This window comes from Corynebacterium simulans, from assembly GCF_001586215.1.
Lineage (GTDB): Bacteria > Actinomycetota > Actinomycetes > Mycobacteriales > Mycobacteriaceae > Corynebacterium > Corynebacterium simulans.
This window is the reverse complement of record NZ_CP014634.1, coordinates 1,742,453-1,766,167: the sequence shown is the minus strand read 5'-3', so window position 1 is coordinate 1,766,167 and position 23,715 is coordinate 1,742,453. Positions and strand designations below refer to the sequence as shown.

Below are 23,715 nucleotides of genomic sequence, written 5' to 3'. Positions count from 1 at the left end.
GCTTGAACTTGTTGGCGCCTTACTGGTCTTGCATGACGTCGTGGCGCACGATGGTCTGGTCGCGGCCGGGGCCGACACCAATGTAGGAGATGCGGCAGCCAGAGAGTTCCTCCAGACGCAGGACGTAGTCCTGAGCCTTCTGCGGAAGCTCCTCAAAGGTCTTGCAGCCCGTGATGTCCTCATCCCATGCCGGCATGGTCTCAAAGATTGGCGTGGCGTGATGGAACTCAGACTGGGTCAGCGGCATCTCATCGTAGCGCTTGCCATCAACGTCGTAAGCCACGCAGATCGGAATCTCACCAATTCCTGTCAATACATCTAGCTTGGTCAGGAAGTAATCGGTGAAGCCATTAACGCGCGTGGCATAGCGCGCAATGACGGAGTCGTACCAGCCACAGCGGCGCTTACGGCCGGTGTTAACACCGATCTCACCACCGGTGGTCTGTAGGTACTCGCCCCACTTGTCAAAGAGCTCGGTGGGGAACGGGCCGGCGCCCACGCGAGTGGTGTAGGCCTTGATGATGCCCAGCGAGGTCTTAATGCGGGTCGGGCCAATACCGGAGCCAACTGAAGCACCGCCGGCAGAAGGGTTCGAGGACGTAACGAACGGGTAGGTGCCGTGATCCACATCCAGCATGGTGGCCTGGCCGCCCTCCATGAGGACGTGCTTGCCGGCATCCAGGGCTTGGTTCAGCTCCAGTTCGGCCTCAATAACCATCGGGCGCAGGCGATCGCGGTAGCTCAGGAAGTACTCCACAACCTGCTCCGGATCGATGGCCTTGCGGTTGTACATCTTCACCAGCATCTGGTTCTTGATGTCCAGCGCAGACTCAACCTTTTGCCGCAGGATGGACTCATCGAAGATATCCTGCACGCGGATACCGATGCGAGCGACCTTATCGGAGTAAGCCGGGCCAATACCGCGGCCCGTGGTGCCAATGGCGCGCTTGCCCAAGAAACGCTCCTGCACGCGGTCCAGGGTCTGGTGGTACGGCGCTACCAGGTGAGCGTTCGCGGAGATTCGCAGGCGCGAGGCATTCGCGCCGCGTGCCTCAAGGCCGTCGATCTCATCAAAGAGAGCTTCAAGATTAATAACAACGCCGTTGCCCAATACCGGAGTTGCATTCTCAGAGAGAATGCCGGCGGGAAGGAGCTTGAGCTCATACTTCTCGCCGCCAACTACAACAGTATGGCCAGCGTTATTGCCGCCATTCGGCTTGACTACGTAGTCAACCTTGCCACCGAGGATATCGGTGGCCTTACCTTTACCTTCGTCGCCCCATTGAGCGCCAACGATGACGATTGCTGCCATGTCTGGGTGTCACTTCCTAATGATTGAAGCCAAATACGCAACCACTTTACCCCTAGAAGTGTGCAGACGGGTATTAATTGACAGCTCTCATTTTTAACACGGCTGCCTCACCGCGTTTACGCGATGTTCAGGAATACCAAGATATTAACGATGTTCGCGAAGTCGATGAACATGCCACCAATGATCGGCAGGATGAAGAAAGCCAGCTTGGATTCCTTGAACTTGGTGACCACGGAGTCCATGTTTGCCATGCCGTTCGGGGTAGCGCCCATACCGAAGCCGCAGTGGCCAGCGGTAAGAACCGCGGCGTCGTAGTCGCGGCCCATGACGCGGAAGGTGACAAAGTTGGCAAACAGCCACATGAGTGCCGTCTGGCCCACCAGCAGGATGAGCATCGGGACAGCCAGTTCAGCGAGCTCCCAGAGCTTGATGTTCATAAGAGCCATCGCCAGGAAGAAGTTCAAGCCAATAACACCGAGGATCTCAACCTCTTGGGTTGGGACCAGTTCCTTGTATTCCTTCTGCTCACGGGAGTCATTGATGAAGCGCAGGATAATCGCCACGATCATGGAGCCGAAGTAAAGCGGGAAGGCTGCCTTATCGGTGAGCATGCCCACGAAGTGGTTCATCGCATCGGTCACGAAGCTACCGATGAGCATGGAAACTAGAATCATCACGAAGGCGTGCAGCATGGCGTCGCCGCGCAGCTTGCGGGCGACGTGAGCAATCAGCGACTCATCGATATCGACCTTTGCTGCTTTCTGATCCATCAGGTTGCCCTTGGTAATCAGGCGGTTAGCCAGCGGGCCGCCCATGAGCGAGCCCATGATGAGGCCGAAGGTAGCTGCGGTGTAAGCCACGGTTTCTGCACCGCTAACACCAGACTGCTCGACGAGAGGCGCGATACCGCCCGAAACACCATGACCACCGGTCATGGAAACGGAGCCCGTCATCAAAGCCAACTTGGCATCGACACCAACGATTGGAGCCAGGCCCACGGCAACGACGTTCTGCAGAATGGTCAGAACAATCGCCACAACGAGGAAGACCATTACCTTCGGGCCGGCGGCGCGCAGCACCTTCAACGATGCGCCGTAGCCCACCGTGGTGAAGAAGATAACCATGAAGAAGCTCTGCAGCGTGGTATCGAACGTAATCTCAGCGATACCAGTCTGGTGCAGCACCAGGTTGATCAAAGCAAAGAGGAAGCCACCGATAACCGGGGCCGGAATAGCAAAACGCTCAAAGAAGTAGATCCGCTGCTTGAGCCAAATACCCAGCAAGAGCAACACGACAGCGATGCCGATGGACTGGATCATGGTGAATTCAATTGCCAAGATGAAGCCTCCGTGAAGTTGTCGGGATAGTTACCTGTGTGCCACAGCACGAAGATAAATAAAATGTGAAGTTGAAAGTAGTGTGGACTAAAAATATATCCCCATGTGGCCCCCTCCACCCCAATTGGCGGTTATCAAGGGGGGTAATTTGCGTTGTAGGGTGTAGAAGTTATGCCCCAATTCGCGGGGTGATTCGCTGGGAAAGGCAAGGTAACTCACGGTGACCCTAATCGTTGTTCGTTGCGGTAGCAGACTCAGCCTGGATTTGCCCCCACACGCAGAAATTCTCGACGTCAGCGCGGTTCCAACCCGCTCCGAGCTTCGTCCGCTAGATATAGCCGCGAAGACCGCACTGCCGGAAGATCCCACCCCTTCCCTCGATGAGATTGCCGCCCAGCCAGACGTCCGGCATTTGAGTACCCCCGCCTTCGCGCCGCAAGCGCCCCACTTGGTGGAACCACTACGCATCGTCGTGGTTGGAGACGACGCCGCCTTGAGCGCAGTTCTTAGCCGCATGATGCGCGGCGACTACCTGTGGACCGAGCTCGCCTATGTGCCCACGGATTCTTCTTCGCCCGCTGCCCGCAACTGGGGTCTGCCTACTGATCTGCAATCTGCGCTCAGCGTTGCGCTTTCAGCACCGGTTCACCCAGTGCCACTCATCCGCAATGATGCAGGTCTTGCCGTGGCAGGCTCGGCTTCGATTTCCGAATGGAATAACACGGACATCACCGGCGAGATCATCGTGGATGATCATGTTGTCGTCCGCCACGAAGGTACCGGCAAGGCCGGCATCGGTACGTATGGTGCCCGGTTGGTACCAATGATTGATGCACCGGGAATTTTGGCAGCGAAGGCTATCTCCCCCGTTGCTGAATCTGCAGACCTAGGGCTTGCTGAAGTCGCAAAGTCCGGCTTCGGCGGATGGCTGCGATCGAAGTTCTCCTCCCCCATCGCCTCCGGTCAGCTCGATGAATCCAGCATCTGTACCGGCCGCGCGGTGCAAGCGGGCGGCCCGGAGTTGCGCGTGATTGTCGATGGCGTCAGCGCAAAGCGAGCCGTCAAGCGCGTGACTTTCTACCGGCATCTGCGTGATCTGCAGGTTGTACGGCCTTAATTATTACGGCTTTACTTCGTGCGTTTAGTCGGCGTCGAGCACTTCCGGTGGGTAGGCCGGATGATCAGAGGTGGGGGCAAGCTGCGCCACGGCTGATTCGCGGGACATGCCGCAGACCATCAGCAGGTCAACGATGATGGACCGGGTCTGCGCGAGGAGTGAGTAGGCGGAAAGAACGCCGTCCTCGCCAAGCACGTCCATGGTGGCGTTCGCACCAAGGACGCGTAAGCGGTACACAATCTCCGGGATGACCACGGCCTCGTTGGCCCGCGATTCCTTGCTGCTGGCCCGGCCGTAGAGCTCGGCGAGCTCATACGTGACGTCGGAAAGCTCGTCGATGAGGTCAAGCTGGGCTTCGGTGACGTGGTCGCCGTCCTCCGAAAGCACCAAGGCCCGGCGGGAAAGCACGCGCACACCGCGGATGGCGTTGTCCACCGGGGTGAGGATGCGCTCCAGGGAGCGGATGTTGCGCTGCCAGCTCCACAGGAATGGGGAAACCTTGACGGTCTCGGCGCTGCCCTTGGCCGCCTGGAGCATGTCATTGATATCGCTCTGCGTACCGCGGACGGCGTCACGAGCTTCCAGGATCGCCTTCTTATCGCCGTCGCGGAGGCCACCGGCGACGTCGGAAAGCACTGCAGAAGCCACCCGCAGAACCTTGGATACTTCCTTACGCACGGCGCGCAGTGGGGAGGTCGGGATGAGGGCGACCATGCAGATGCCGATGAAGGCGCCGATGATGGCATCGATGGCGCGGGAGAGTCCGCCCATCTCCTCCGGGGGCATGATGGTGGCGATCAGGATGGCGCCGATGGCCACTTGGTTGCTGATGAGCTGCGACTCGGTCACGAAGGACGCGATGAGCAGCGAGCAACCGATGATTATGGTCATGTGGATAGGGCCGGTGCCCAGGCCGTCAACCAGGAGGGTGCCCACGATAACGCCGACGATGCCGCCGATGGAGAGATCCACCGCGCGTTTAAGGCGGTCCCCGCCGGACAGGCCCAAGATGATGATGACGGACATCGGCGCGAAGAACGGCTGAGCGTGGCCGAAGACGACGTGCGCGACGAAGAAGGCCAGGCCGGCGCCGAGGGTGGACTGGACGATGTAGAGGAAGCGGGACTTCACGCGCGCAAAACGGGATTTAACCGAGCGGTCAAAGCTGCGCAGCTGTTGGCGCGTGGTCAGCTTGACCCGGTCCTTGGTGCTCTTATCCTTTGCTTCCGCCATGGTTTCCTTATCTTAGTTCGCCCGTGTGGATTGCTTGGCTCTGGTTGAGGTCGGCCTGGGTCGTGGCTGGATTCGGCCTGGGTCGTGGCTGGGTTCGGCCTGGGTCGTGGCTGGGTTCACTCTAGATGGTGAGGTCACCTCACCACTTGCGGGCCTCATTTGCCCCATTGGTTTACACTAGTCCCTTTTGTTGTGCGGTGACCTCACCATTTGGGTTTTGATTCCGGTTTGACTCGGGCGAGGATGTTGGTCGGGGACTTTGCCGGCGCATTCTTTGACGCTAAACACAGCAAAGCCGCTCCTCCCTCCCAGCGGCTGCGGGGTTCCCAGCGGCTGCGGGGTTCCCTGCGGCTGCGGGGTGTGGGGGAACGGCTCTGTGTGGTGTGGGTTTAGTGGTCAGTCTTACTTGGAGATGGACTTGCCCACGGAGTGCAGGTCGGTGCAGGCCTCAACCACGCGCTCAGCCATGGACTGCTCTGCCTTCTTCATGTAGGAGCGTGGGTCGTAGACCTTCTTGTTGCCAACCTCGCCGTCGATCTTGAAGACGCCGTCGTAGTTAGCGAACATGTGGCGGGCAACCGGATTGGTGAACGCGTACTGAGTATCGGTGTCAACGTTCATCTTCACAACGCCGTAGGACAGAGCCTGCTCGATCTTTTCCTTCTCGGAGCCGGAGCCGCCGTGGAACACGAAGTCGAATGGCTTGGAGCCCTCTTCCAGGCCGAGCTTCTTGACGGCGGCCTTCTGGCCTTCGTCGAGAACCTCTGGGCGCAGCTTCACGTTGCCCGGCTTGTAAACGCCGTGGACGTTGCCGAAGGTAGCGGCCAGCAAGTAGCGGCCCTTCTCGCCGGTACCGAGTGCATCGATGGTCTTTTCAAAATCCTCAACGGAGGTGTAGAGGTTTGCGCCGGCCTTAGCTTGGACGCCGTCCTCTTCGCCGCCAACGACGCCGATCTCAGCCTCGAGGATGATGTTTGCCTTGCGTGCCTTCTCCAGCAGCTCCTGGGCGATGACGAGGTTCTCGTCGATTGGGATTGCGGAGCCATCCCACATGTGGGACTGGAACAAAGGCAGCTCGCCGCGGTCAACGCGCTCCTGGGAGATGGCGATGAGGGGGCGGACGTACTCGTCCAGAACTTCCTTCTGGCAGTGGTCGGTGTGCAGCGCAACGTTGATGCCGTAGTGCTTTGCCGCCTCGTGAGCGAAAGCTGCCAGAGCCTGAGCACCTGCCACCTTGTTCTTCACAGAAAGGCCAGAGCCGAACTCAGCGCCGCCAGTGGAGAACTGGATAATGCCGTCAGACTCAGCTTCTGCGAAACCGCGCAGAGCCGCGTTGATGGTCTCAGAAGAGGTGCAGTTGATGGCCGGGAATGCAAAACCGCCCTGCTTGGCGGTATCCAGCATCTGGTTATAGACCTCAGGAGTTGCGATTGGCATGAAGTTCCATCCTTAGTGTGTTGGGGCAATCACGTTCCAAATCCCAAGTATGCCTGTTTTTGCCCGGTTTCGCCGCCAGAATTTTTGTGAACTTCCTTAATGCAGGCAGGCGCCTGGTGGGCGGTTGCCGATACGCAGGTGAAACCACAAAATAGTACGGTTGTAATGCGATTTTATTTTTCTTGGGACTGGTGTTTCATGACTCGTGCGCAGGCCTCGAGCAGCATCCAGCCCGACAATTGGACCGAAAGATCGCGCTCTGCAACACGGATGATGCCTACCTTTTCGCCGACGGTATTCGGCCCGAAGCCATAGTTATGTGGCAGGCGAGCATCGGTGGTCCAGTCGGAGCCGAAGATAGGTAGACCATCTACCTCCAAGCGGTGTTCCCACACGGATTCAGCAGAGGCCACGACCATGCGAGCCGCAAGCTTCTTGGTGGCGCGGTTAGCCGGGGAATCGCCCGGCAATCGCACAGCAACGTCCGCAAGGTAGCGCACGAGGATGCCTTTGAACAGGCCACCATCGCCGTCGCCCGTCATCCAGTTGATAACGCCGGACGGAGTAGCCATTCCGGTTGCCACCGCCTGCACTAGGCCACGGATGTTGGTGATGTAGTGCATCGTATCCGCTGCCAGCTCGGCTTCCTGAATGGTGTCGATGCTCTCCAGGGAGGTCAACCCAGCCTTCTCACGCAGTGCCAATGCAATTTCCAGGCAGGCGCCCAGAACCACGCCCTGGCAATACGGGTGGATAGCCTTCACGATTTCCGGACCGTCCATACGCATGCGCACGCCGTCCATGATGAAGCCGTCATCATCAACCAGATGGTCATAGATCCAGTCCACGATGTGGCGGGCCTCGTCGATGCGCCCCATGCGGGCAAGCATGATGGCGCCGGGGCCGTTGGATGGCACGTTCAGGAAGGTCTCGCCCTCGCGCCACGGCAGCACGCCGATTTGGGGGTCGGTACCTTCCAGGATGTTGCGCTGCAAGGAGCCTAGGCGCTTATGCGGCTTGATGCGCTTGAGCTGCTCGGCACGCTCCATAGCCAGGGCCAGCCACGCCTTGTCGTCGTAATAACGATTCTTCGTAAGCTGGCTCATGTTACGAATACGGATACCGCGCATGGTGTCCACGATGCGGGCGCGGCGCGCCTTGGTGTTGTTACGCAGCGCGGCGTCTACCAGGCAATCGAGGTAATGAGCTTGCCACCAGTAGTGCCAGTGGACGAAGAGCTTCTCCTTACCAGTCGGCGGCCAGCTGACGACCGCAAGATTGGTACGCGGAATCGACCATACGTTTTGCGCATGGCGTTCATTGATGGCGGTTTCCGCGAGGTCCGCGCGGTGTGCCCATGTCTCTTCCACTGTAGATCTATCACTCTCGATAATGGTTTCGTTACTCCATCGTATCTACTTGAGATAACGATTTACCACGCTTTTTCTAAGTCAGCATGCTGACGAATCCACGCATGCATGGCGATGCCCGCGGCGACGCCCGCGTTGATCGAACGAGTCGAGCCAAATTGGGCAATGGAACAGGTCATTAACGCTGCATCTTGGGCTGCTTGGGTAACGCCGGGGCCTTCTTGTCCAAACAAAAGCAGGCAGCGCTCCGGCAGCTCGGCTGTTTCAAGGGGGACGCATCCGGGGGTGTTATCGATGGCGACAACAGTTAGCCCTTCGGCGTTGGCCCACTGCAAAAGCTCCTCCACCGTGGCATGATGCTGCAGGTGCTGGTAGCGGTCAGTGACCATGGCCCCACGGCGATTCCAACGGCGGCGCCCCACGATATGCACGGTGTCGACGGCGAAGGCATTCGCGGTGCGCACCACGGTTCCGATGTTGGAATCGTTCTCGAAGTTCTCGATGGCGATGTGCAGGGCGTGCCGGCGCTTATCGATGTCCGCGGTGATCGCTTCCCTGCTCCAGTAACGGTAGGCGTCGACCACGTTGCGGCGATCACCCTCGCGCAGCAGCTCTGGGTCATACTGCGCGCCGTCTGGCCAGGGGCCCTCCCACGGCCCGACGCCGTGGCGGCCTTCGTTCCACTCGGTAGGGCCCTTGCCTGTCTCTACAGTCTCTTGCGCGGATGGGTTATTAGGCGAGGTCAAGGTCTTCCAAGCTCAGCAGGTAGCGGTACTCCAGGCCCTCAGCGGCGATAACTTCGCCGGCGCCGGTTGCACGATCCACAACGGTGGCCACACCGACGACCTCGGCGCCTGCCTCGCGCAGTGCCTCGACGGCGGTCAGCGGGGAGTTGCCGGTGGTGGTGGTGTCCTCGACCACGAGGACCTTAGCGCCGGTGACGTCGAAGCCCTCAATGCGGCGCTGCATGCCGTGCTTCTTGGCTTCCTTGCGCACCACGAAGGCGTCGATATCGCGGCCGTCGGCATGCATGATGGAGGTAGCGACGGGGTCAGCGCCCAGGGTCAGGCCGCCAACTGCCACGTAGTCCCAGTCCGCGGTCAGCTCGCGCAGCAAGGAGCCGATGAGGCGGGAAGCCTCGTGCTGAAGGGTGGCGCGGCGCAGGTCAACGTAGTAATCAGCCTCCTTGCCGGAGGACAAGGTGACCTTGCCGTGTACAACAGCCAGTTCCTTGACCAGCTCTGCCAGACGGGCCTTTTTCTGTGCATCCAAGCTCATGGCGCTCCTTTTGGTTTCTTATGCCGCTTCTTGTCCCGCCATGTTTTGCGGGATTATCGCTTTAAGACTACTCGTTTGCTTCTTCGTCGCCGAAGATGGTCGAGCGGCCGTTGAGATCACGGCGCATGCGCGCTTGCGCCTTATCGAGCAGGGGGCGCTCGCGGCCGTCGGCAATGGCGTCGACTTCGTCCGCACCCAGCGCGCTGTGGTCAACCTCGCCGAGGGTCTCACTGCGGGTGCGGCTCGGCAGCTCTACCGGCTCTTCCGGGCGCTGGATGTGCGGGCGCTGGATTTCCTCGTGGTCCGGCACAAGGGTGGGCCCGGTCGGCTCGGGCTGCGGCGGCTCGGGGATCTCGCGGCTCGGGTCCAGCTCAGCCACGCGCAGCACCTGCATCGCGGCCGAACGCGGCGGCAGAACTCGGGCACAATCGGCAAGTTTTGCCAGCGGCGCCAGCATGGCATCCCACTGCGCGCCGCGCGCGTGCTTGGTGGTTTGGGCAAGCACCCATTCGGATTCCATCCACGCCGCGGTGACCTCCTCGGGCATCTGCTCGAGGGCCACTTCCAGGCGCTCATCGATGAGCCGCTTGCCGACGCCCGCGTCGGTTGCGAACATCTCGAATCCTTCAACGTCGTCGACCTTGATCAGGTCCTCCGAAAAGTGTTCTTCTGTAAGGCCGATGCGGCGGAAATCCACCACGATGTCTGATGCCGCACCGGTGCGCATCGCCATAACGTTGATGCCGCCCAAGTCCATCAGCAGCATCTCGTGACCATGCACGAACCCTGCCACGATATCCTTCGGCGCCGCCCCCAGGGCCGCTGCGCCACGCATCCATTCATCAGCCAGATAGTCATCCTGCTTGGTGTACTCGAATTGGTGATGCTCGCCCCATGCCTTGCGCTCACGGCGCAGCGACCCGGGCACCAAGTCACGCGCACGCAGCAGGTGCTCGTTCTTGCGCTCCGGCGCCGCCTGCTGCTCTGCCATAGCTGTTTCAGGGGCCGCCTGGTCCTTCTCTACTGGGGCAGGCTCTTGTACTGAGGCAGGCTCTTGCTCCACTGCGTTCTCCGCAGACGCAAGTCCTTCCTCGTGCGGTTCAAACGTTTCGGCTTCCTGTGCCTCGTCAGCGGTGGGAGACTCTGGCGATTCGAGGCTCTCGACAGGGGTAGTGCCGTCAAGTTGGTTGGTGCGCTGGCGCTTGTCGAGGAGGAGAAGCGCGACGCCGGCCGCGGCGAGGACTAGGGCAAGGATCAGAATAGGCATCACCCCAAGACTTTAGTAGGAAGTCTTGGGGTGAGTAGGCTTTAGGAGGAAGTCTTGGGGTGAGTAGGCTGGCGCGCTGGTTGATTTACGCAGGTTATTTATACAGTCGTGCGGTCGCCACGCTCGACCGGGTTGGATGGGTCTGCGGACCACTGGGACCAGCCACCGACGAAGTGGCGCAGGCCGGTAAATCCAAGGCCCTCAAGGATGCCGATGGTCAGCGCGGAGTGGTTACCGGAACCAGAGTAAATGATGGCGTCCTTGACGTTTTCCTTGGTGATGCCAGCGTTGTCGAGGATCTCTAGGATTTCCTCGTCAGATTTGATGGTCTTGTCTTCGTTGTGGAACTGGCGCTCCGGCAGGTTCACTGCACCGGGGATGTGGCCGGCCTTCAGATCGAGGTGCTCACGGCGGCCAGCGAAGCGGTTTGCCGTACGAGTATCGATGAGCAGGCCGTCGTGGGCCTTAACGTCCTCAATCGTGGCAGTCGGCATAGAGCCCGGCGTGATTTCGACCTCGGTGGCAAGGCCCAGGTTTCCTGGGCCCGTAAGGGTGGCAAAGCCCTGGCGGCGCCAATTAGCCAAGCCACCATCGAGCATGCGTACGTTCTTAAAGCCCGCCCAGCGCAGGGTCCACCAAGCGCGTGCAGCGAAGAGGCCACGGCCTTCGTCGTAGACCACGATCTCCCAATCGGGACGCAGTCCCCATGCCTCGCAGCTCTCCTTCAAGCGCTCCGGGTTCACCAACGGGTTACGGCCCACCTTGGAGCCAGGAAGGCCGACGAAGGAGTGCGCAGCGTCGGCGAACTGCGCGGTAGGAATGTGCAGGGAGGCGAACTGGTTGTATGCCTCACCCTCACCTGGTGCCCACAAAGATGCAAGAAGTGCGACGCGCTCGCCGCGGTAAATGGATTGCTGGAGTTCGCTTGGAGAAACCAAATTGCTCATGGCTCTAGATTCTAGGGCCATGAGCACTTCGGCGCTTCTTACGCAGGTTAGCCGCGCTTGCTATTGAGCTCCAGGTGCTCGCCGCCGTCAGCGACGTCAACGTGGACGGTGTCGCCGTCCATGACCTCGCCGGCCAAAAGCTGGCGGGCGAGTTGGTCACCGATGGCCTGCTGCACCAGGCGGCGCAGCGGGCGGGCGCCGTAAGCAGGGTCGTAGCCGCGCTCGGCGAGCCACAGCTTCGCGGCGTCGGAAACCTGCAGGTTCAGGCGGCGCCCTCGCAACCTCGATGCCAGAGCATCGAGCTGGATGTCGACGATGCCGGCCAGCAGCTCCGAGGACAGGGACTCGAACATCACGACGTCATCGAGACGGTTGATGAACTCCGGCTTGAAGTTGCGCTTGACGGCCTCCATGACCTCCTCCTTGGTGCCACCGGCACCGAGGTTCGAGGTCAGGATGATGACAGTGTTGCGGAAGTCCACGGTGCGGCCCTGGCCGTCGGTCAGGCGGCCCTCATCGAGGACCTGCAGCAGAACGTCGAAGACGTCCTGGTGCGCCTTTTCCACTTCGTCGAAAAGCACGAGCGTGTACGGACGGCGACGCACAGCCTCAGTGAGCTGGCCGCCGGCATCGTAACCAACGTATCCCGGAGGGGCACCGACGAGGCGAGCCACGGAGTGCTTCTCCCCGTACTCAGACATGTCGATGCGCACCATCGCGGACTCATCGTCGAAGAGGAAGTCCGCCAGAGCCTTGGCCAGCTCCGTCTTACCCACGCCCGTAGGCCCAAGGAAGAGGAAGGAGCCGGTCGGACGATCCGGGTCCGCAACGCCCGCACGGGCGCGACGCACGGCATCGGAGACGGCCTTGACCGCTTCTTTCTGACCCACCACGCGGCGGCCTAGCTCGGCCTCCATGTTGAGCAGCTTCTGGGTCTCACCCTGCAGCATCTTGCCGGCCGGAATGCCGGTCCACGCGGAAACCACCTCAGCGATGGTGTCTGGGGTGACCTCCTCTACCAGCATGGTGTTGGACTGTGCGTTGGCGCGCACCTCGGCGTCGGCAAGCTGCTTCTCCAACTCGGGAATGCGACCATAACGCAGCTCGGAAGTCTTCTCGTAGTCACCGTCGCGCTCGGCAATCTCGGCCTGGCGCTTCAGATCCTCCAACTCCTCCTTGGCGTGCTGGACTTCATCGATAGCCTTCTTCTCGTTGGCCCAGCGAGCCTTGAGCTCCCCGAGCTTTTCGCGTTCGTCGGCAAGCTCCTGCTGCAGCTTGCTCAGACGGTCCTGGCTGGCGGCGTCCTTTTCCTTCTTCAGCGCCAGCTCCTCGATCTCCATTCGGCGCACGACGCGCTCCAACTCGTCGATCTCCTGCGGGGAGGAGTCAATCTCCATGCGCAGGCGGGAACCAGCCTCGTCGACCAAGTCGATTGCCTTGTCTGGCAGGAAGCGATTGGTGATGTAGCGATTAGACAGCTCAGCTGCAGAAACCAGCGCGGAGTCCATGATGCGCACACCGTGGTGGACCTCGTAGCGCTCCTTCAGGCCACGCAGGATGCCCACGGTATCTTCAACAGAGGGCTCAGCCGCATAGACCTGCTGGAAGCGGCGCTCCAAAGCGGCGTCCTTCTCGATGTACTTGCGGTACTCGTCCAAGGTGGTAGCGCCCACCAGGCGCAGCTCACCGCGGGCCAGCATCGGCTTAATCATGTTGCCAGCGTCCATGGAACCCTCGCCCGTGGCGCCCGCGCCGACGATGGTGTGCAGCTCGTCGATGAAGGTGATGATCTGGCCTTCCGAGGCCTTGATCTCATCCAGCACTGCCTTCAAGCGCTCCTCGAACTCGCCCCGGTACTTCGCGCCGGCGACCATGGAGCCCAAGTCGAGGCTCAGCAAGGTCTTGCCCTTGAGGGACTCCGGGACGTCGCGTGCCACGATGCGGCGAGCCAGGCCCTCCACGATGGCGGTCTTGCCCACGCCCGGCTCACCGATAAGGACTGGGTTGTTCTTTGTGCGGCGGGAAAGCACCTGCACGACGCGGCGAATTTCCTGGTCGCGGCCGATAACCGGGTCAATCTTGCCCTCCCGCGCACGGGCGGTTAGGTCGGTGGCGTACTTCTCCAGCGCCTGGAACTGCTCCTCTGGGTTCTCAGAGGTGACCTTCGCGGCCCCGCGCACCGAAGGGAAAGCGCCCTTCAGCGCATCAAAGGTAGCGCCGCGGCCGGTAAGCAGCTCGGCGGCGTCAGTCTTAGAGCCGGCGATAGCAGCGAGAAGAACCTCGGTGGAGACGTACTCATCGCCCAATTCGCCCGCCAGCTCCTGCGCGCGGGTCAAGACGTTGAGACCGTCGCGGTTAAAGTTCGGGTTCGCCATCCCAGAGCCCTCAGCCTTGGGATAGGAATCCACAAGTGCGCGCGCCTCCTTGAGCACGGTTTCCGGATCGACGCCGGTGGCCTTGAGGACCGGTGCGGCGATGCCGTCTTCTTGGCTAAGGATGGCCGCTAGTAGGTGCGCCGGGCGAATGTCCGGATTGCCGTTGGAAGAGGCGGTCTGCAGCGCCTGCTGTAAGGCCTCTTGGGTCTTGGTGGTGGGGTTGAAAGCACTCATTGCTTCCTCCTTGGAAGTTGTTTATTAGAAGGTTTATTGCCTGATATTTACAACAACGCATCCAAAGTTGAGTTTGTTCCACTCAACTTCAAATTTTCTTTTCTTCCCTGCCTGAGCGTAGCAGACTCAAGTTTTCCTTGCCGTTTAATCGCTTCGCTGAGCACTTAGGCACCGCATAGAAAAGGGAAACCGCACAATCGTGCGAGGTTCCAGACGTAGGCCACCTGGCCTTCCGGCTCAATCCCCAGCTCCACCAGCCCGTCGCGAGTTAGCGCCAGAAACAGGCCGAAGGTGGCGTCAAGTTCAGCTCGGAAGCTGCTCCGACCTGGAGATGATCTCGCGCATGCAGACGGCAGTCAGTCGTCGCCATTCGCTTTTCGGTGGAGCGCTTGGAGCATTCTCTCCGCTGAGATGAGCAAGTGCTACGCCGAGGATCGGTGCGTGATGAGGGAACAATCCGAGAGCACGCGCTCCGGCCTCCTGCTTGCTGATGACCTCACCCGTCGTGAGCGTCGCGTGCATCCGCGCAGGTCCGAGGAGCCGCCATTGAACCCTCCCGGCTCCGAGGGCTCCACGCCCTCTCTCGGTGCGCAGCATCAGCGGCTTCCAGTACCCCAGCAGGTTGTTCAGGGTCCATGGCCGGAGCTCGTCGGGCTGCGGGTCTAGGCCCCAGGTCGAGACGTCCCCTCCCCGTAGCGCGATGCCGCCGTGCTCGAGCTCGTGCCAGATCACGGGATTCACATCGAACGCGCCCCTGGGGTTGAAGATCTCGCCCACGTGGGAAGCGATCGGCTCGATCTGTGTCACAGGGCGCGTGATCTCCGAGTCCCACACGAACGAGGTGTTGCAGCACGCGCTGATGCCCATTCCTCGAACAGCTCGCCCGAGCAGCCGCGGGAGCTGGGAGAGGTGCAGAGCGCGCAGGCGTGGGATCAGGTCGGAGCGCTCCCGCCAGGCGTCATCAAGCGTGGCGATCAGGTCGATGTCGCTGGCCTTCGGGCGATACGCACCCAGCGCAACAGAACCGCCCACCACGACACCCGTGATCGCTCCAGGCAGCAGCCGATCGGCGGCGTCCAGATACGAACGGCCCGCTCGACGAACTTCGTGCGGTAGTGCGACCTCCATGCGCTCATCATACGGAGAAGCCACCTCGAAGCGGCTTCCCTAAACCAGATCGCCCGCGGCCGCGGGCAAGTAGGATGGGCCAGCATGAAGGAATTGGGCGAACACATCCGCAGGCACGCTGACGATTACCGCGATGCGGTGCATCAGCACTTCTTTGCCACCGTCGCGGAGTCGCGCCAAATCTTCGCTCTATCCATGCGTGATACCCACCCGGCACTGGCGCCTGCAGTGGCGTGGATATTGGATGCGGCTGACGATGCCGGCTTCCTCCCAGAAGAGACCATCGAGCGCGTCCGCGAGCTAGGCAAGGAGCACCGCCGCCACGGCTTCCCCACAGAGATTTATCCCAAGTTCGAGGCCTCCCTGAACGAGGGGTTTATCGCGTTGGGACTGACTCAGCACCAGCTAGTGGTGGCAAAGCGCGCCGTCCACACTGTGTGCACCACGATGGCACAGGCGGCGCATGCTGCCGACATCGCCGGCATCGCCCCGGCCCACAGCGCGCAGGTAGTCGCCGTAGAACACCCCAACCGCAATACTGCGGTGGTGCGGCTGGAATCCGGTGCGCCCATCGAATACGAGGCGGGCCAGCATTTTCCCATCACCTCGCAGCTGCTGCCCGGCACCTGGCGCATGCTGACCCCGGCGCATCCGGCGGACACTACGGGCCAGCTGCTCTTCCACATTGCGCTGGCTGGCGACGCCTCCTCTATGCTGGCCAAGGCAAAGCCCGGCGATTGGTGGACCCTGGGTAACCCTGCCGGAAACTTTCCGAACTTGCACGACGGCAAGGCCACCGCGCTCATAAGCTTCGGCACGGGATGGGCGGGCGCCCGCGCCGCTCTCCTAGATTGCTTGGCTGCCGGCGAAGTGCCGAAGAACCTCAGCGTCTACAGCGTGGCTTCTTCCCCTGGCGAACACTACGACACCCACTTCCAGGCTAATCTCCAGGCCCTCTTGCCTGAGCTTTCGTTTCATAGCATTTCCCGCAGCGAGCAGGATCCCTGGCTGCTCGGCGCGCAGCCGCAGGCAGAGGGCTTCGCATCCGAAACCGCCGGCGAATCCCAAGACCCAATCGCCGTGGTGCTACGCCACGAGAAGGACCACGAGAAGGACGGAGCCAAGGACAAGCGCTTCATCTTGGTAGGCCCCGCCGACCGAGTCGAGGTGGCACGCGAATCCCTCCTAGCAGCCGGCATCCCAGCTGGCAATATCCACGCCCAATCCTGGCAGCGCGGCCACGAGTGGGCCGCATCCGCCGCAGACCTAGACGGCTGGGAGGACTGGGATGCGTGGGCGGCCTGGAAGAAGTCGGAGTGGACGCAAACTTAAGCCTCGAGGACCGGCAGCGCTTTGCGGGTCAGGGCAACGAGGTCGGAGTCGATCTCGGCGTAGATGATCTCCGGCTCGTAGCCGGCCTCGACTACGCGGGTGCCATCGGGGGCTACAACTACTGAATGGCCAATGCCGGTGGGACCAGAGTCTTGGCCAGCCATCTCCGCGCCGCCTGGACGGGCTTGGCCCGCAGCCACGATATAAGAGGTGGAGTCTAGAGCACGCGCCGCGGTGAGCAGACGCCACTGCTCCAGCTTGCCGGGACCGTCAGCCCAGCTAGTAGGAACGACGATTACCTGCGCGCCCTGGCGAGCCAGCTCCTTGAACTGCTCTGGGAAGCGGATGTCATAACAGGTGGCCACGCCAACGGTAATGCCCGCGACGTCGAAAGCCACGAGCGCCTCACCCGCGCGCACGGTATCGGATTCCTTGTAATTGAAGGCGTCATAAGTGTGGATTTTGTCGTAACCGCCAAGAACGTCCGGGCCCGCGATGAGCGCGGTGTTGCTCACGCGGTTGATGGTCTTGCCATCACGCTCAACGGTGTCCGCTGGGCTGAACATGCCAAGCACGACGGTGACCCCCAGCTGCTGCGCTACCGCACGGATGGTGGTGACGAAGGAACCATCAAGGCCCTGGGCCTGCTCGTCTAAGCGGCCAGCCCCGAAGGCCTGGGACGTGGCCTCAGGCAACACGATCAGTTGCGCACCATTCTCAGCGGCCTCACGGATCTTCTCCACGGCCAGCTCAAGGTTCTCCTCGAGGTTACCGCCGGTCAAAATTTGCACTGCTGCTACCAACATGACACCCCAAACTAGCCGAGTCGCGATGAGTTATCCACAGATTTCGCCCTAATCAGAAATTGGGTCTAGAAATTACTGAACTTGGCCCACAAAGCTTGAGGTATGGATTTCTACATCGCTGACAACGCACGCAACACCATCCGCTCCCACATGGGCCAAAGGCACCGCTTCACTACCCCGCCGCCGCCCGAGTATCCGCGCACGGCCAGCGCCCTAGCGCGCGTGGCAAAACACTGGGACGGTCAGCTTGCCGCTAACGCTAAGCAACACGACGCCATGCTCCAAGACCTCGATGAGTTCATCAGGCACAGCAGAAAAATCGATGCCTCCCTAGCCAACAAGCTGGACGGAGGGCTGCCGTGAGACGCGCGCTAAGCCTTTATTTAGCCTCTCAAGAAATGCAGTCTGGCGCTGCTAACCTGCACGTTTTCAAACAAGGACTACACAATAGTTGGCATGACCTAGAAATAATTGGCGCTTTTGCCGACGCCGCGCGCGCCCAGCTGACAAACACCACGGAACAACTCGAACTACCCGCTCAGAGCATGGAGGCTGCGGCAGAGACTCTTCGCGCCTATGCGCCCATCCTGGCTCGGGTCGAACAATTGCGCGCCGAGGCCACCCGCCTGCTAGCACGGATGGATGAGATAGAACCGTGGAGCAGCCAGATAGGCGCGATGCTGAATGCGCTCGATGCTTTGGGCGACGGCCTGGATTGGGCATGCGCCCGAGAAATAGATGCGCTGTGCACGCCAGAGCTGCCCACCGGCGGCGGCTATCTGGAGGATTACGAGGAGCTACCCATCGAGGCCATCCACCAGATGCTTATGAGCACCGCCCCGCCAGAGGCCGTCGCGCTAGCGGAGAGCAATCCGGACGTGCAGCTGCTTGAAGCCGGGCCCGGTCGCGTTGCAGCACTGGTCGATCCCGGCCAGCTGGGCACTTCCGCGGCGAGCGTTTCCACGGTGGTCTCCGGGGTGCATTCTTCGGATCCGTCCGGCTGGCAAAGCAGTATCGATCGCGCGCGGGCAGTAGCGCGTGCAACGGGCGGTCCCGCGGTGGCCTGGATTGGCTACCGCGCACCAGACAGCCTCGCACAGGCAGGCCACGATTCCCCGGCGGCACGTGGCGCGCAGGACCTACGCCGCTTTCAACGCTCATTAGGCAAACGCTTTTCCCGCTCACAGCGGATAGTGGTGGGTTATTCCTATGGTTCCGTCGTGGCAGGAAAAGCCGCGAAGGCGCCCGGCGTGGCCGAAGACGTGGTCTTCGTGGGCAGCCCTGGCACCACCGCCGAAAGCGCCGATGACATTCAGGCACGCAGCTGGGCCGCAACGAATGCGCACGATCCCATCGGCGTGGTTACCGGCCCGCGCGGTGGCATTCACGGCCCGGATCCGAGCACTCCCAACTTTGGGGCTTCCCCACTACCAGGCGCAAACCGCCTGCCAGGAGACCACATCTCATACTTCAAAGACCCCGCATTTCTGCGGGGTCTCGGAAAGATTGTGGAGGCTAAAAGCTAGCCTTCGTGGCCGGCTTCGACGCGCCGGCGGCTGCGGCGTGGGGTCCACATGACCACTGACGTCGAGCGCGGCACGTGCACGAGCTCGCCGCGCGGCTGGCGTTCACCAACCCGTTCGCGCAGCTGCTGAACCTCAGCGAGCAATGCATCGCGCTCGGCCTCTAGCTGGTCGCGCTCCTCGGTCAGCTCAATGATGGACTTGATTCCAGCGAGGTTAACGCCCTCGTCGTGCGACAAAGTCTGGATCTTGCGCAGCAACTCGATGTCACGGTCGGAGTAGCGGCGCCCGCCGCCCTGAGTACGGGCGGGCGAGACCAAGCCGATGCGATCGTAGGTGCGCAGGGTCTGCGCGTGCATTCCGGACAGCTCAGCGGCAACGGAGATGACATAGACCGCGTTGGCCCCTGCCTGATTTTCCTTGCTCATCGTTGCACCTTCCTTTTATGCGCTACCTGCGGCGCTTCCATGGGCGACGTTGCCTTCCCAGCCCGCGCGCGGGTCGAAACCGGAGTCGCGCTCCGCCTGCGCGTAGGTGCGCAGCGCACTCGTGGCGGCGCCATCAAGGTGGGTCGGGACGGTGACCTGGACGGTAACCAGAAGGTCGCCGGCCTTGCCGCCGCGCTTCTCGATGCCGCGATTGCGCACGCGCAGCGTACGGCCATCGGGGGTGCCCGCCGGCACTTTCACGCGAACCGGCGAATCCAGGGTTGGCACAGTAATGGTGTCACCCAACGCCAATTCCGCGAAGGAAACCGGCACCGTAACATGCAAATCGTCGCCCTCACGGGTGAAAATCTTGTCCGGCTTTACCTTCACCGCGACGAAGAGATCGCCCGCTGGCGTGCCATTGGGGCCTGCCTCGCCCTGACCGGCCAAGCGCACTTTCTGGCCGTCGATGACGCCTGCCGGAATACGCACGGTGATAGAGCGCGTGCGGTGCACGGTGCCGGAACCATTGCAGTCCGCGCATGGATCCTCAATCTTCTGACCGGTGCCGCCACACTCAGTGCACGGCGCGGAGAAGCCGAAGGTTCCGCGGTTCTCAGAGGTAAAGCCAGTGCCTTTACAGTTCTTGCAGGAGCTCGTCTTACCTGACTTGGAACCGGAGCCATGGCACGTGGTGCAGGGGGCGTCGCCAGTTAGCTGCAGCGGGATAGTGGTGCCGGTGGCAGCCTCCCGGAATTCGAGGGTTATTTCCGTTTCGACGTCGGCCCCCCGCGACGGCCGAGCTGTGTGGCCAGCACTACCGCCGCGGTTGAAAACGCTACCGAAGATATCCCCAAAACCGCCGCCTTGAGCCGCTCCTCCAGGCGTTCTTCCTCCGAAGAGGTCGGAGAGGTCGAATTCTTCCGCAGATCCTTGGCCCATGTGCGAAGATCGAAACCCGCCGGGGAACCCGGCGCCTCCCATCCGTCCAAACCCACCGCCGTTGCGCAGCATGGCCTTGAACTGGTCGTATTCCTTACGCATCGTGGCGTCGGAAAGCACATCATAGGCTTCGGCAGCGCGCTTAAACTTATCGGCTGCCGCGGGGTTATCCGGGTTGGTATCGGGGTGGTTTTCGCGCGCTAGCTTGCGGTAGCTGCGCTTGATTTCTTCTGGCGTAGCGGACGAGGAGACCCCCAGATCCGCATAATAATCCTTGTCTGCCCATTCGGGTTTGGCGCTCACTGGGCATCCCCTCCTTCCTTGAAACCGCCAGCTTTGGCGGCTATTGGGGACAAAATATAACTAAATAAGATTTGTTCTAAGTTCACTAAACAGTGAAATGGCGCCAAGGCATTTGTTTGTTTAAGCCCTGACGCCACCTCGCACTATTCGGAAGCAGATTCCGAACCGGCAGATTCAGCACTGCCCTCGCCGGCCTCCGTGGAGGCGTCCGGTGCATCCGCGATGATTACCATCGCGGTGCGCACCAGCTTCTCGCCTACCTTGTAGCCACGGCGTAGAACGGTACCGACTGCCTGCTCGCCACCACTAGAGAGATCCTGCACAGCCTCATGGATTTCCGGGTCGAAGGCGTCGCCTTCTTCGCCGAATGGCTGCAGCTGGTTCTTCTCCAGCACGCCGGAGAGCTTGTCGGAGATAGCCTTCAGTGGGCCCTCCTCGAGGTCGCCGTGCTGACGTGCGAGCTCTAGGTCATCAAGGATAGGCAGGAATTCTGCCAGGACTTTGGCCTTGGAAGCCTCGATGACAGCCTGGCGCTCGCGCTCGGTGCGGCGGCGGTAGTTGGTGTACTCCGCATTCAGACGCTGCAGATCCTCGGTGCGCTCAGCCAGCTGCGCCTCTAGGGAGTTGCCCTGGTCAGCGGCAGCGTCGGCTGCTGCCTCAGCCTGGTCGGCTGCGTCTTCTGCGGAGACGTCGGCAAGCGCGGCTTCCATATCCGCATCCAAAGTTGGATCAAGTTCTGCCTCTTCGGCGGAGTCAGCCTGCGCGTCCTGTGCAGCCTGAGCCTCTTGTGCTTCCGCGGCAGCTGCCTCAGCGCGGTCCGCCGAGGTTACCTCTGGATCAGTGTTGTCCGGGTCGCCTGGGTTTTGCGGCATTCCGCTGTTCTGAGTCATTACTTGTCGCCATCCTTGGTCTCGTCTTCGTCGACTACCTCTGCGTCAACAACGTTTGGGTCGGACTCGGCACCAGCTGCGGCGCCCTCAGCACCGGCCTCAGCGGCCTGTGCCTCGTAGATCTGCTTGCCCATCTCCTGGGAGACGGTGCCCAGCTTCTCAACTGCGGACTTGATGGCCTCGATGTCATCGCCCTTCAGAGCCTCATCGACGGCGTCGGCAGCCTCGGTGACCTGGGTCTTAACGTCCTCGGAAACCTTGTCGGAGTTCTCATCCAGGAACTTGCGGGTCTGGTAGGAGGTGGACTCTGCCTGGTTACGCAGCTCCTGCTCCTCGCGGCGCTTCTTATCCTCTTCGGCGTGTGCCTCAGCGTCCTTGACCATGCGGTCGATCTCTTCCTGGGACAGGCCGGAACCATCCTGAATCTTGATGGTGTTTTCCTTGCCGGTGCCCTTGTCCTTAGCGGAAACGGAGACGATGCCGTTGGCGTCGATGTCGAAGGTGACCTCGATCTGTGGGACGCCACGCGGTGCCGGAGCGATGCCACCGAGCTCGAAGGAGCCGAGCAGCTTGTTAGCGGAAGCCATCTCGCGCTCACCCTGGAAGACCTGGATCTGAACGGAAGGCTGGTTGTCTTCCGCGGTGGTGAAGGTCTCGGACTTCTTGGTCGGAATAGTGGTGTTGCGCTCGATGAGCTTGGTCATCACGCCGCCCTTGGTCTCGATGCCGAGGGACAGTGGGGTGACGTCGAGAAGCAGCACGTCCTTGACCTCGCCGCGCAGAACGCCTGCCTGCAGAGCAGCGCCCACTGCAACGACCTCGTCCGGGTTAACGCCCTTGTTTGGCTCGCGGCCGGTCAGTTCCTTGACCAGCTCGGAAACAGCCGGCATACGGGTGGAACCGCCGACGAGAACGACGTGGTCAACCTCGGACAGGGACAGGCCTGCATCCTTGATGACCTGGTTGAACGGAGCCTTGGTGCGGTCCAGCAGATCCTGGGTGATCTTCTGGAACTCGGTACGGGACAGGGTCTCATCCAGGAAGAGCGGGTTCTTCTCGGAGTCAACGGTGATGTACGGCAGGTTGATGTTTGCGGACTGGGAGGAAGACAGCTCAATCTTTGCCTTCTCAGCGGCCTCGCGCAGACGCTGCAGGGCCATCTTGTCCTTGGTCAGGTCGATGCCGTTAGCGGACTTGAACTTCTCAACGAGCCAGTCAACGATGCGCTGATCCCAGTCATCGCCACCGAGCTGGTTGTCACCAGCGGTTGCCATAACCTCAACGACGCCGTCGCCGATTTCCAACAGGGAAACGTCGAAGGTGCCGCCGCCCAGGTCGAAGACCAGGATGGTCTGCTCCTGCTCGCCCTTTTCCAGGCCGTATGCCAATGCAGCCGCAGTTGGCTCGTTGACGATACGCAGGACGTTCAGGCCTGCAATCTGACCGGCTTCCTTGGTGGCCTGACGCTGGGAGTCCTCGAAGTATGCCGGGACAGTAATAACTGCGTCGGTGACATCCTCGCCGAGGTATGCCTCTGCGTCGCGCTTGAGCTTCATCAAGGTACGAGCGGAGATCTCCTGCGGGGTGTACTTCTTGTCATCGATGTCGATGGTCCAGTCAGTACCAATGTGGCGCTTGACGGAGCGGATAGTGCGGTCAACGTTGGTGACAGCCTGGTTCTTGGCGGACTGGCCGACCAGGATTTCGCCGTTCTTTGCAAAAGCAACGACGGATGGGGTGGTACGTGCACCCTCAGAGTTAGCGATGACGGTAGCCTCGCCACCTTCCAGAACGGAAACAACCGAGTTGGTGGTACCGAGGTCAATGCCTACTGCGCGTCCCATGAATTTTCTCCTTGCTTGTCTTAGAAGACTGTTTTTAGCTTTAAGTTGATTTCAGGTGGCTCAACTTCTCGTTGGCTCTTGCGCCACTCTAACAGAAGTTTCGGTGTTTGCTACAAGAACCTGAGCGCGATCCACTCAACCTCTTCAACCGCGCTTAACCCAAAGTTGTTCCCACTTCGCTCAACTTTTTTGAAATTTTCTATATTCCCCCAGTTGAACGGCCCAAAATCTATTTGGACTATAGGTGGAAAAGATTTCTCTACCCCCTTACTCCCCTCCTCTTGACCAACCTGCCTTTCGACCGCTAATTTTCGATTAGCGATACCGATCACAGGTTCGCACTTTATTTAATCCAGCTCACTAAGCTGACTCCTTCACACTCCCTTTCCTCTTAAGTTCTCGCCTGCCCGAATGCGCAAATTTTCGCAGTTACCGGCGGGGATTTTAAAGGCGCTGGCAGGCGCTGGCGGAGCGGAAGGGCAATTGGTGCGGAAACATTTGGAAAGGACGGTTGCGATGAATTCGAATCATTCTCGTACCCGTCGCCAGGGTGACCGCCCACCGGTGCATTGCGCGCAGACGCTGCGCTAGAGACCGCACTTTCAACTTCTT

At 60.9% G+C, this 23,715-nt stretch carries 20 protein-coding genes; 4 read left to right on the top strand and 16 right to left on the bottom strand.

Annotated elements, in window-relative coordinates; translation table 11 throughout:
- Positions 1-19 precede the first annotated feature (19 nt).
- Together WM42_RS08240 and gltS are read right to left on the bottom strand one after the other, a co-directional pair.
- A complete protein-coding gene (locus WM42_RS08240) occupies positions 20-1,312 on the bottom strand; it encodes an adenylosuccinate synthase (protein ID WP_062037015.1) in 1,293 nt (430 codons plus the stop codon).
- Positions 1,313-1,428: 116 nt separating this feature from the next.
- A complete protein-coding gene (gltS, locus tag WM42_RS08235) occupies positions 1,429-2,649 on the bottom strand; it encodes a sodium/glutamate symporter (protein ID WP_210385623.1) in 1,221 nt (406 codons plus the stop codon).
- 220 nt (positions 2,650-2,869) lie between these two features.
- Between gltS and WM42_RS08230 the strand changes: the two genes are divergently transcribed.
- Positions 2,870-3,766 carry a hypothetical protein gene (locus WM42_RS08230; RefSeq protein ID WP_062037009.1) on the top strand — a complete coding sequence of 299 codons (897 nt, stop codon included), beginning with the start codon at positions 2,870-2,872 and terminating at the stop codon, positions 3,764-3,766.
- Positions 3,767-3,790: 24 nt separating this feature from the next.
- Here the strand turns inward: WM42_RS08230 and WM42_RS08225 are convergent, their stop codons facing one another.
- The 9 genes from WM42_RS08225 to WM42_RS08185 form a co-directional block, all read right to left on the bottom strand.
- Positions 3,791-4,999 (bottom strand): FUSC family protein, encoded by a 1,209-nt coding sequence (locus tag WM42_RS08225; RefSeq protein ID WP_062037006.1) that lies wholly within the window; start codon positions 4,997-4,999, stop codon positions 3,791-3,793.
- A gap of 402 nt (positions 5,000-5,401) precedes the next feature.
- Positions 5,402-6,436: a class II fructose-bisphosphate aldolase gene (fbaA, locus tag WM42_RS08220; RefSeq protein WP_061924895.1), complete on the bottom strand. Its 1,035-nt coding sequence runs from the start codon at positions 6,434-6,436 to the stop codon at positions 5,402-5,404.
- Positions 6,437-6,609: 173 nt separating this feature from the next.
- Positions 6,610-7,806: a glycoside hydrolase family 76 protein gene (locus tag WM42_RS08215; RefSeq protein ID WP_062037004.1), complete on the bottom strand. Its 1,197-nt coding sequence runs from the start codon at positions 7,804-7,806 to the stop codon at positions 6,610-6,612.
- 62 nt (positions 7,807-7,868) lie between these two features.
- On the bottom strand, positions 7,869-8,552 hold the full coding sequence (locus WM42_RS08210; protein WP_062037002.1) for a TrmH family RNA methyltransferase: 684 nt from the start codon (positions 8,550-8,552) through the stop codon (positions 7,869-7,871).
- On the bottom strand, positions 8,539-9,084 hold the full coding sequence (gene pyrE, locus WM42_RS08205) for an orotate phosphoribosyltransferase (protein WP_062036999.1): 546 nt from the start codon (positions 9,082-9,084) through the stop codon (positions 8,539-8,541). The genes WM42_RS08210 and pyrE overlap by 14 nt, the downstream gene beginning before the upstream one ends.
- 67 nt (positions 9,085-9,151) lie before the next feature.
- Entirely contained in the window at positions 9,152-10,351 is a 1,200-nt protein-coding gene (locus WM42_RS08200) for a type III secretion system chaperone family protein (protein ID WP_062036995.1), read from the bottom strand.
- A 98-nt stretch (positions 10,352-10,449) separates the two neighbouring features.
- Positions 10,450-11,298 (bottom strand): sulfurtransferase, encoded by an 849-nt coding sequence (locus WM42_RS08195; RefSeq protein ID WP_062036991.1) that lies wholly within the window; start codon positions 11,296-11,298, stop codon positions 10,450-10,452.
- A gap of 47 nt (positions 11,299-11,345) precedes the next feature.
- Positions 11,346-13,907 carry an ATP-dependent chaperone ClpB gene (gene clpB / locus WM42_RS08190; protein WP_062036988.1) on the bottom strand — a complete coding sequence of 854 codons (2,562 nt, stop codon included), beginning with the start codon at positions 13,905-13,907 and terminating at the stop codon, positions 11,346-11,348.
- A 303-nt stretch (positions 13,908-14,210) separates the two neighbouring features.
- Positions 14,211-15,035 carry an aminoglycoside adenylyltransferase domain-containing protein gene (locus WM42_RS08185; RefSeq protein WP_062036985.1) on the bottom strand — a complete coding sequence of 275 codons (825 nt, stop codon included), beginning with the start codon at positions 15,033-15,035 and terminating at the stop codon, positions 14,211-14,213.
- Positions 15,036-15,119: 84 nt separating this feature from the next.
- Here WM42_RS08185 and WM42_RS08180 point away from each other — a divergent pair, with 84 nt between their 5' ends.
- Positions 15,120-16,367, top strand: coding sequence for an FAD-binding oxidoreductase (locus WM42_RS08180; RefSeq protein ID WP_062036982.1), 1,248 nt, complete (start codon positions 15,120-15,122; stop codon positions 16,365-16,367).
- On the opposite strand, the gene WM42_RS08175 is transcribed toward WM42_RS08180, so the two are convergent.
- Positions 16,364-17,173, bottom strand: coding sequence for a carbon-nitrogen hydrolase family protein (locus tag WM42_RS08175; RefSeq protein WP_062036978.1), 810 nt, complete (start codon positions 17,171-17,173; stop codon positions 16,364-16,366). The genes WM42_RS08180 and WM42_RS08175 overlap by 4 nt on opposite strands.
- 102 nt (positions 17,174-17,275) lie before the next feature.
- Between WM42_RS08175 and WM42_RS08170 the strand changes: the two genes are divergently transcribed.
- Both WM42_RS08170 and WM42_RS08165 read left to right on the top strand, forming a co-directional pair.
- Positions 17,276-17,536 carry a hypothetical protein gene (locus WM42_RS08170; RefSeq protein ID WP_062036975.1) on the top strand — a complete coding sequence of 87 codons (261 nt, stop codon included), beginning with the start codon at positions 17,276-17,278 and terminating at the stop codon, positions 17,534-17,536.
- A 35-nt stretch (positions 17,537-17,571) separates the two neighbouring features.
- Positions 17,572-18,699, top strand: coding sequence for an alpha/beta hydrolase (locus WM42_RS08165; protein ID WP_062036972.1), 1,128 nt, complete (start codon positions 17,572-17,574; stop codon positions 18,697-18,699).
- On the opposite strand, the gene WM42_RS08160 is transcribed toward WM42_RS08165, so the two are convergent.
- The 4 genes from WM42_RS08160 to dnaK all read right to left on the bottom strand — a co-directional run bounded on the left by WM42_RS08160 (position 18,696) and on the right by dnaK (position 23,103).
- The gene (locus WM42_RS08160; RefSeq protein WP_062036969.1) at positions 18,696-19,124 is read right to left on the bottom strand and encodes a heat shock protein transcriptional repressor HspR; all 429 of its coding nucleotides are present in this window, start codon (positions 19,122-19,124) and stop codon (positions 18,696-18,698) included. The two genes, WM42_RS08165 and WM42_RS08160, sit on opposite strands and share 4 nt — an antisense overlap.
- Before the next feature lie 15 nt (positions 19,125-19,139).
- Positions 19,140-20,369: a molecular chaperone DnaJ gene (gene dnaJ, locus WM42_RS08155; protein ID WP_061924930.1), complete on the bottom strand. Its 1,230-nt coding sequence runs from the start codon at positions 20,367-20,369 to the stop codon at positions 19,140-19,142.
- Positions 20,370-20,512: 143 nt separating this feature from the next.
- Positions 20,513-21,259 (bottom strand): nucleotide exchange factor GrpE, encoded by a 747-nt coding sequence (gene grpE, locus WM42_RS08150; RefSeq protein ID WP_062036966.1) that lies wholly within the window; start codon positions 21,257-21,259, stop codon positions 20,513-20,515.
- A complete protein-coding gene (gene dnaK / locus WM42_RS08145) occupies positions 21,259-23,103 on the bottom strand; it encodes a molecular chaperone DnaK (protein ID WP_062036964.1) in 1,845 nt (614 codons plus the stop codon). Before dnaK ends, grpE begins: the two co-directional genes overlap by 1 nt.
- Between the last annotated feature and the right edge of the window lie 612 nt (positions 23,104-23,715).

Excerpts from the sequence above, each read along its gene's own strand:
- WM42_RS08225 (WP_062037006.1), bottom strand. The coding sequence starts at position 4,999 with ATGGCGGAAGCAAAGGATAAGAGCACCAAGGACCGGGTCAAGCTGACC.
- WM42_RS08160 (WP_062036969.1), bottom strand. The coding sequence starts at position 19,124 with ATGAGCAAGGAAAATCAGGCAGGGGCCAACGCGGTCTATGTCATCTCC.
- WM42_RS08170 (WP_062036975.1), top strand. The coding sequence starts at position 17,276 with ATGGATTTCTACATCGCTGACAACGCACGCAACACCATCCGCTCCCAC.
- WM42_RS08240 (WP_062037015.1), bottom strand. The coding sequence starts at position 1,312 with ATGGCAGCAATCGTCATCGTTGGCGCTCAATGGGGCGACGAAGGTAAA.
- WM42_RS08175 (WP_062036978.1), bottom strand. The coding sequence starts at position 17,173 with ATGTTGGTAGCAGCAGTGCAAATTTTGACCGGCGGTAACCTCGAGGAG.
- pyrE (WP_062036999.1), bottom strand. The coding sequence starts at position 9,084 with ATGAGCTTGGATGCACAGAAAAAGGCCCGTCTGGCAGAGCTGGTCAAG.
- WM42_RS08165 (WP_062036972.1), top strand. The coding sequence starts at position 17,572 with ATGCAGTCTGGCGCTGCTAACCTGCACGTTTTCAAACAAGGACTACAC.
- clpB (WP_062036988.1), bottom strand. The coding sequence starts at position 13,907 with ATGAGTGCTTTCAACCCCACCACCAAGACCCAAGAGGCCTTACAGCAG.
- dnaK (WP_062036964.1), bottom strand. The coding sequence starts at position 23,103 with ATGGGACGCGCAGTAGGCATTGACCTCGGTACCACCAACTCGGTTGTT.
- fbaA (WP_061924895.1), bottom strand. The coding sequence starts at position 6,436 with ATGCCAATCGCAACTCCTGAGGTCTATAACCAGATGCTGGATACCGCC.
- WM42_RS08185 (WP_062036985.1), bottom strand. The coding sequence starts at position 15,035 with ATGGAGGTCGCACTACCGCACGAAGTTCGTCGAGCGGGCCGTTCGTAT.
- WM42_RS08200 (WP_062036995.1), bottom strand. The coding sequence starts at position 10,351 with ATGCCTATTCTGATCCTTGCCCTAGTCCTCGCCGCGGCCGGCGTCGCG.
- grpE (WP_062036966.1), bottom strand. The coding sequence starts at position 21,259 with ATGACTCAGAACAGCGGAATGCCGCAAAACCCAGGCGACCCGGACAAC.
- WM42_RS08180 (WP_062036982.1), top strand. The coding sequence starts at position 15,120 with ATGAAGGAATTGGGCGAACACATCCGCAGGCACGCTGACGATTACCGC.
- WM42_RS08195 (WP_062036991.1), bottom strand. The coding sequence starts at position 11,298 with ATGAGCAATTTGGTTTCTCCAAGCGAACTCCAGCAATCCATTTACCGC.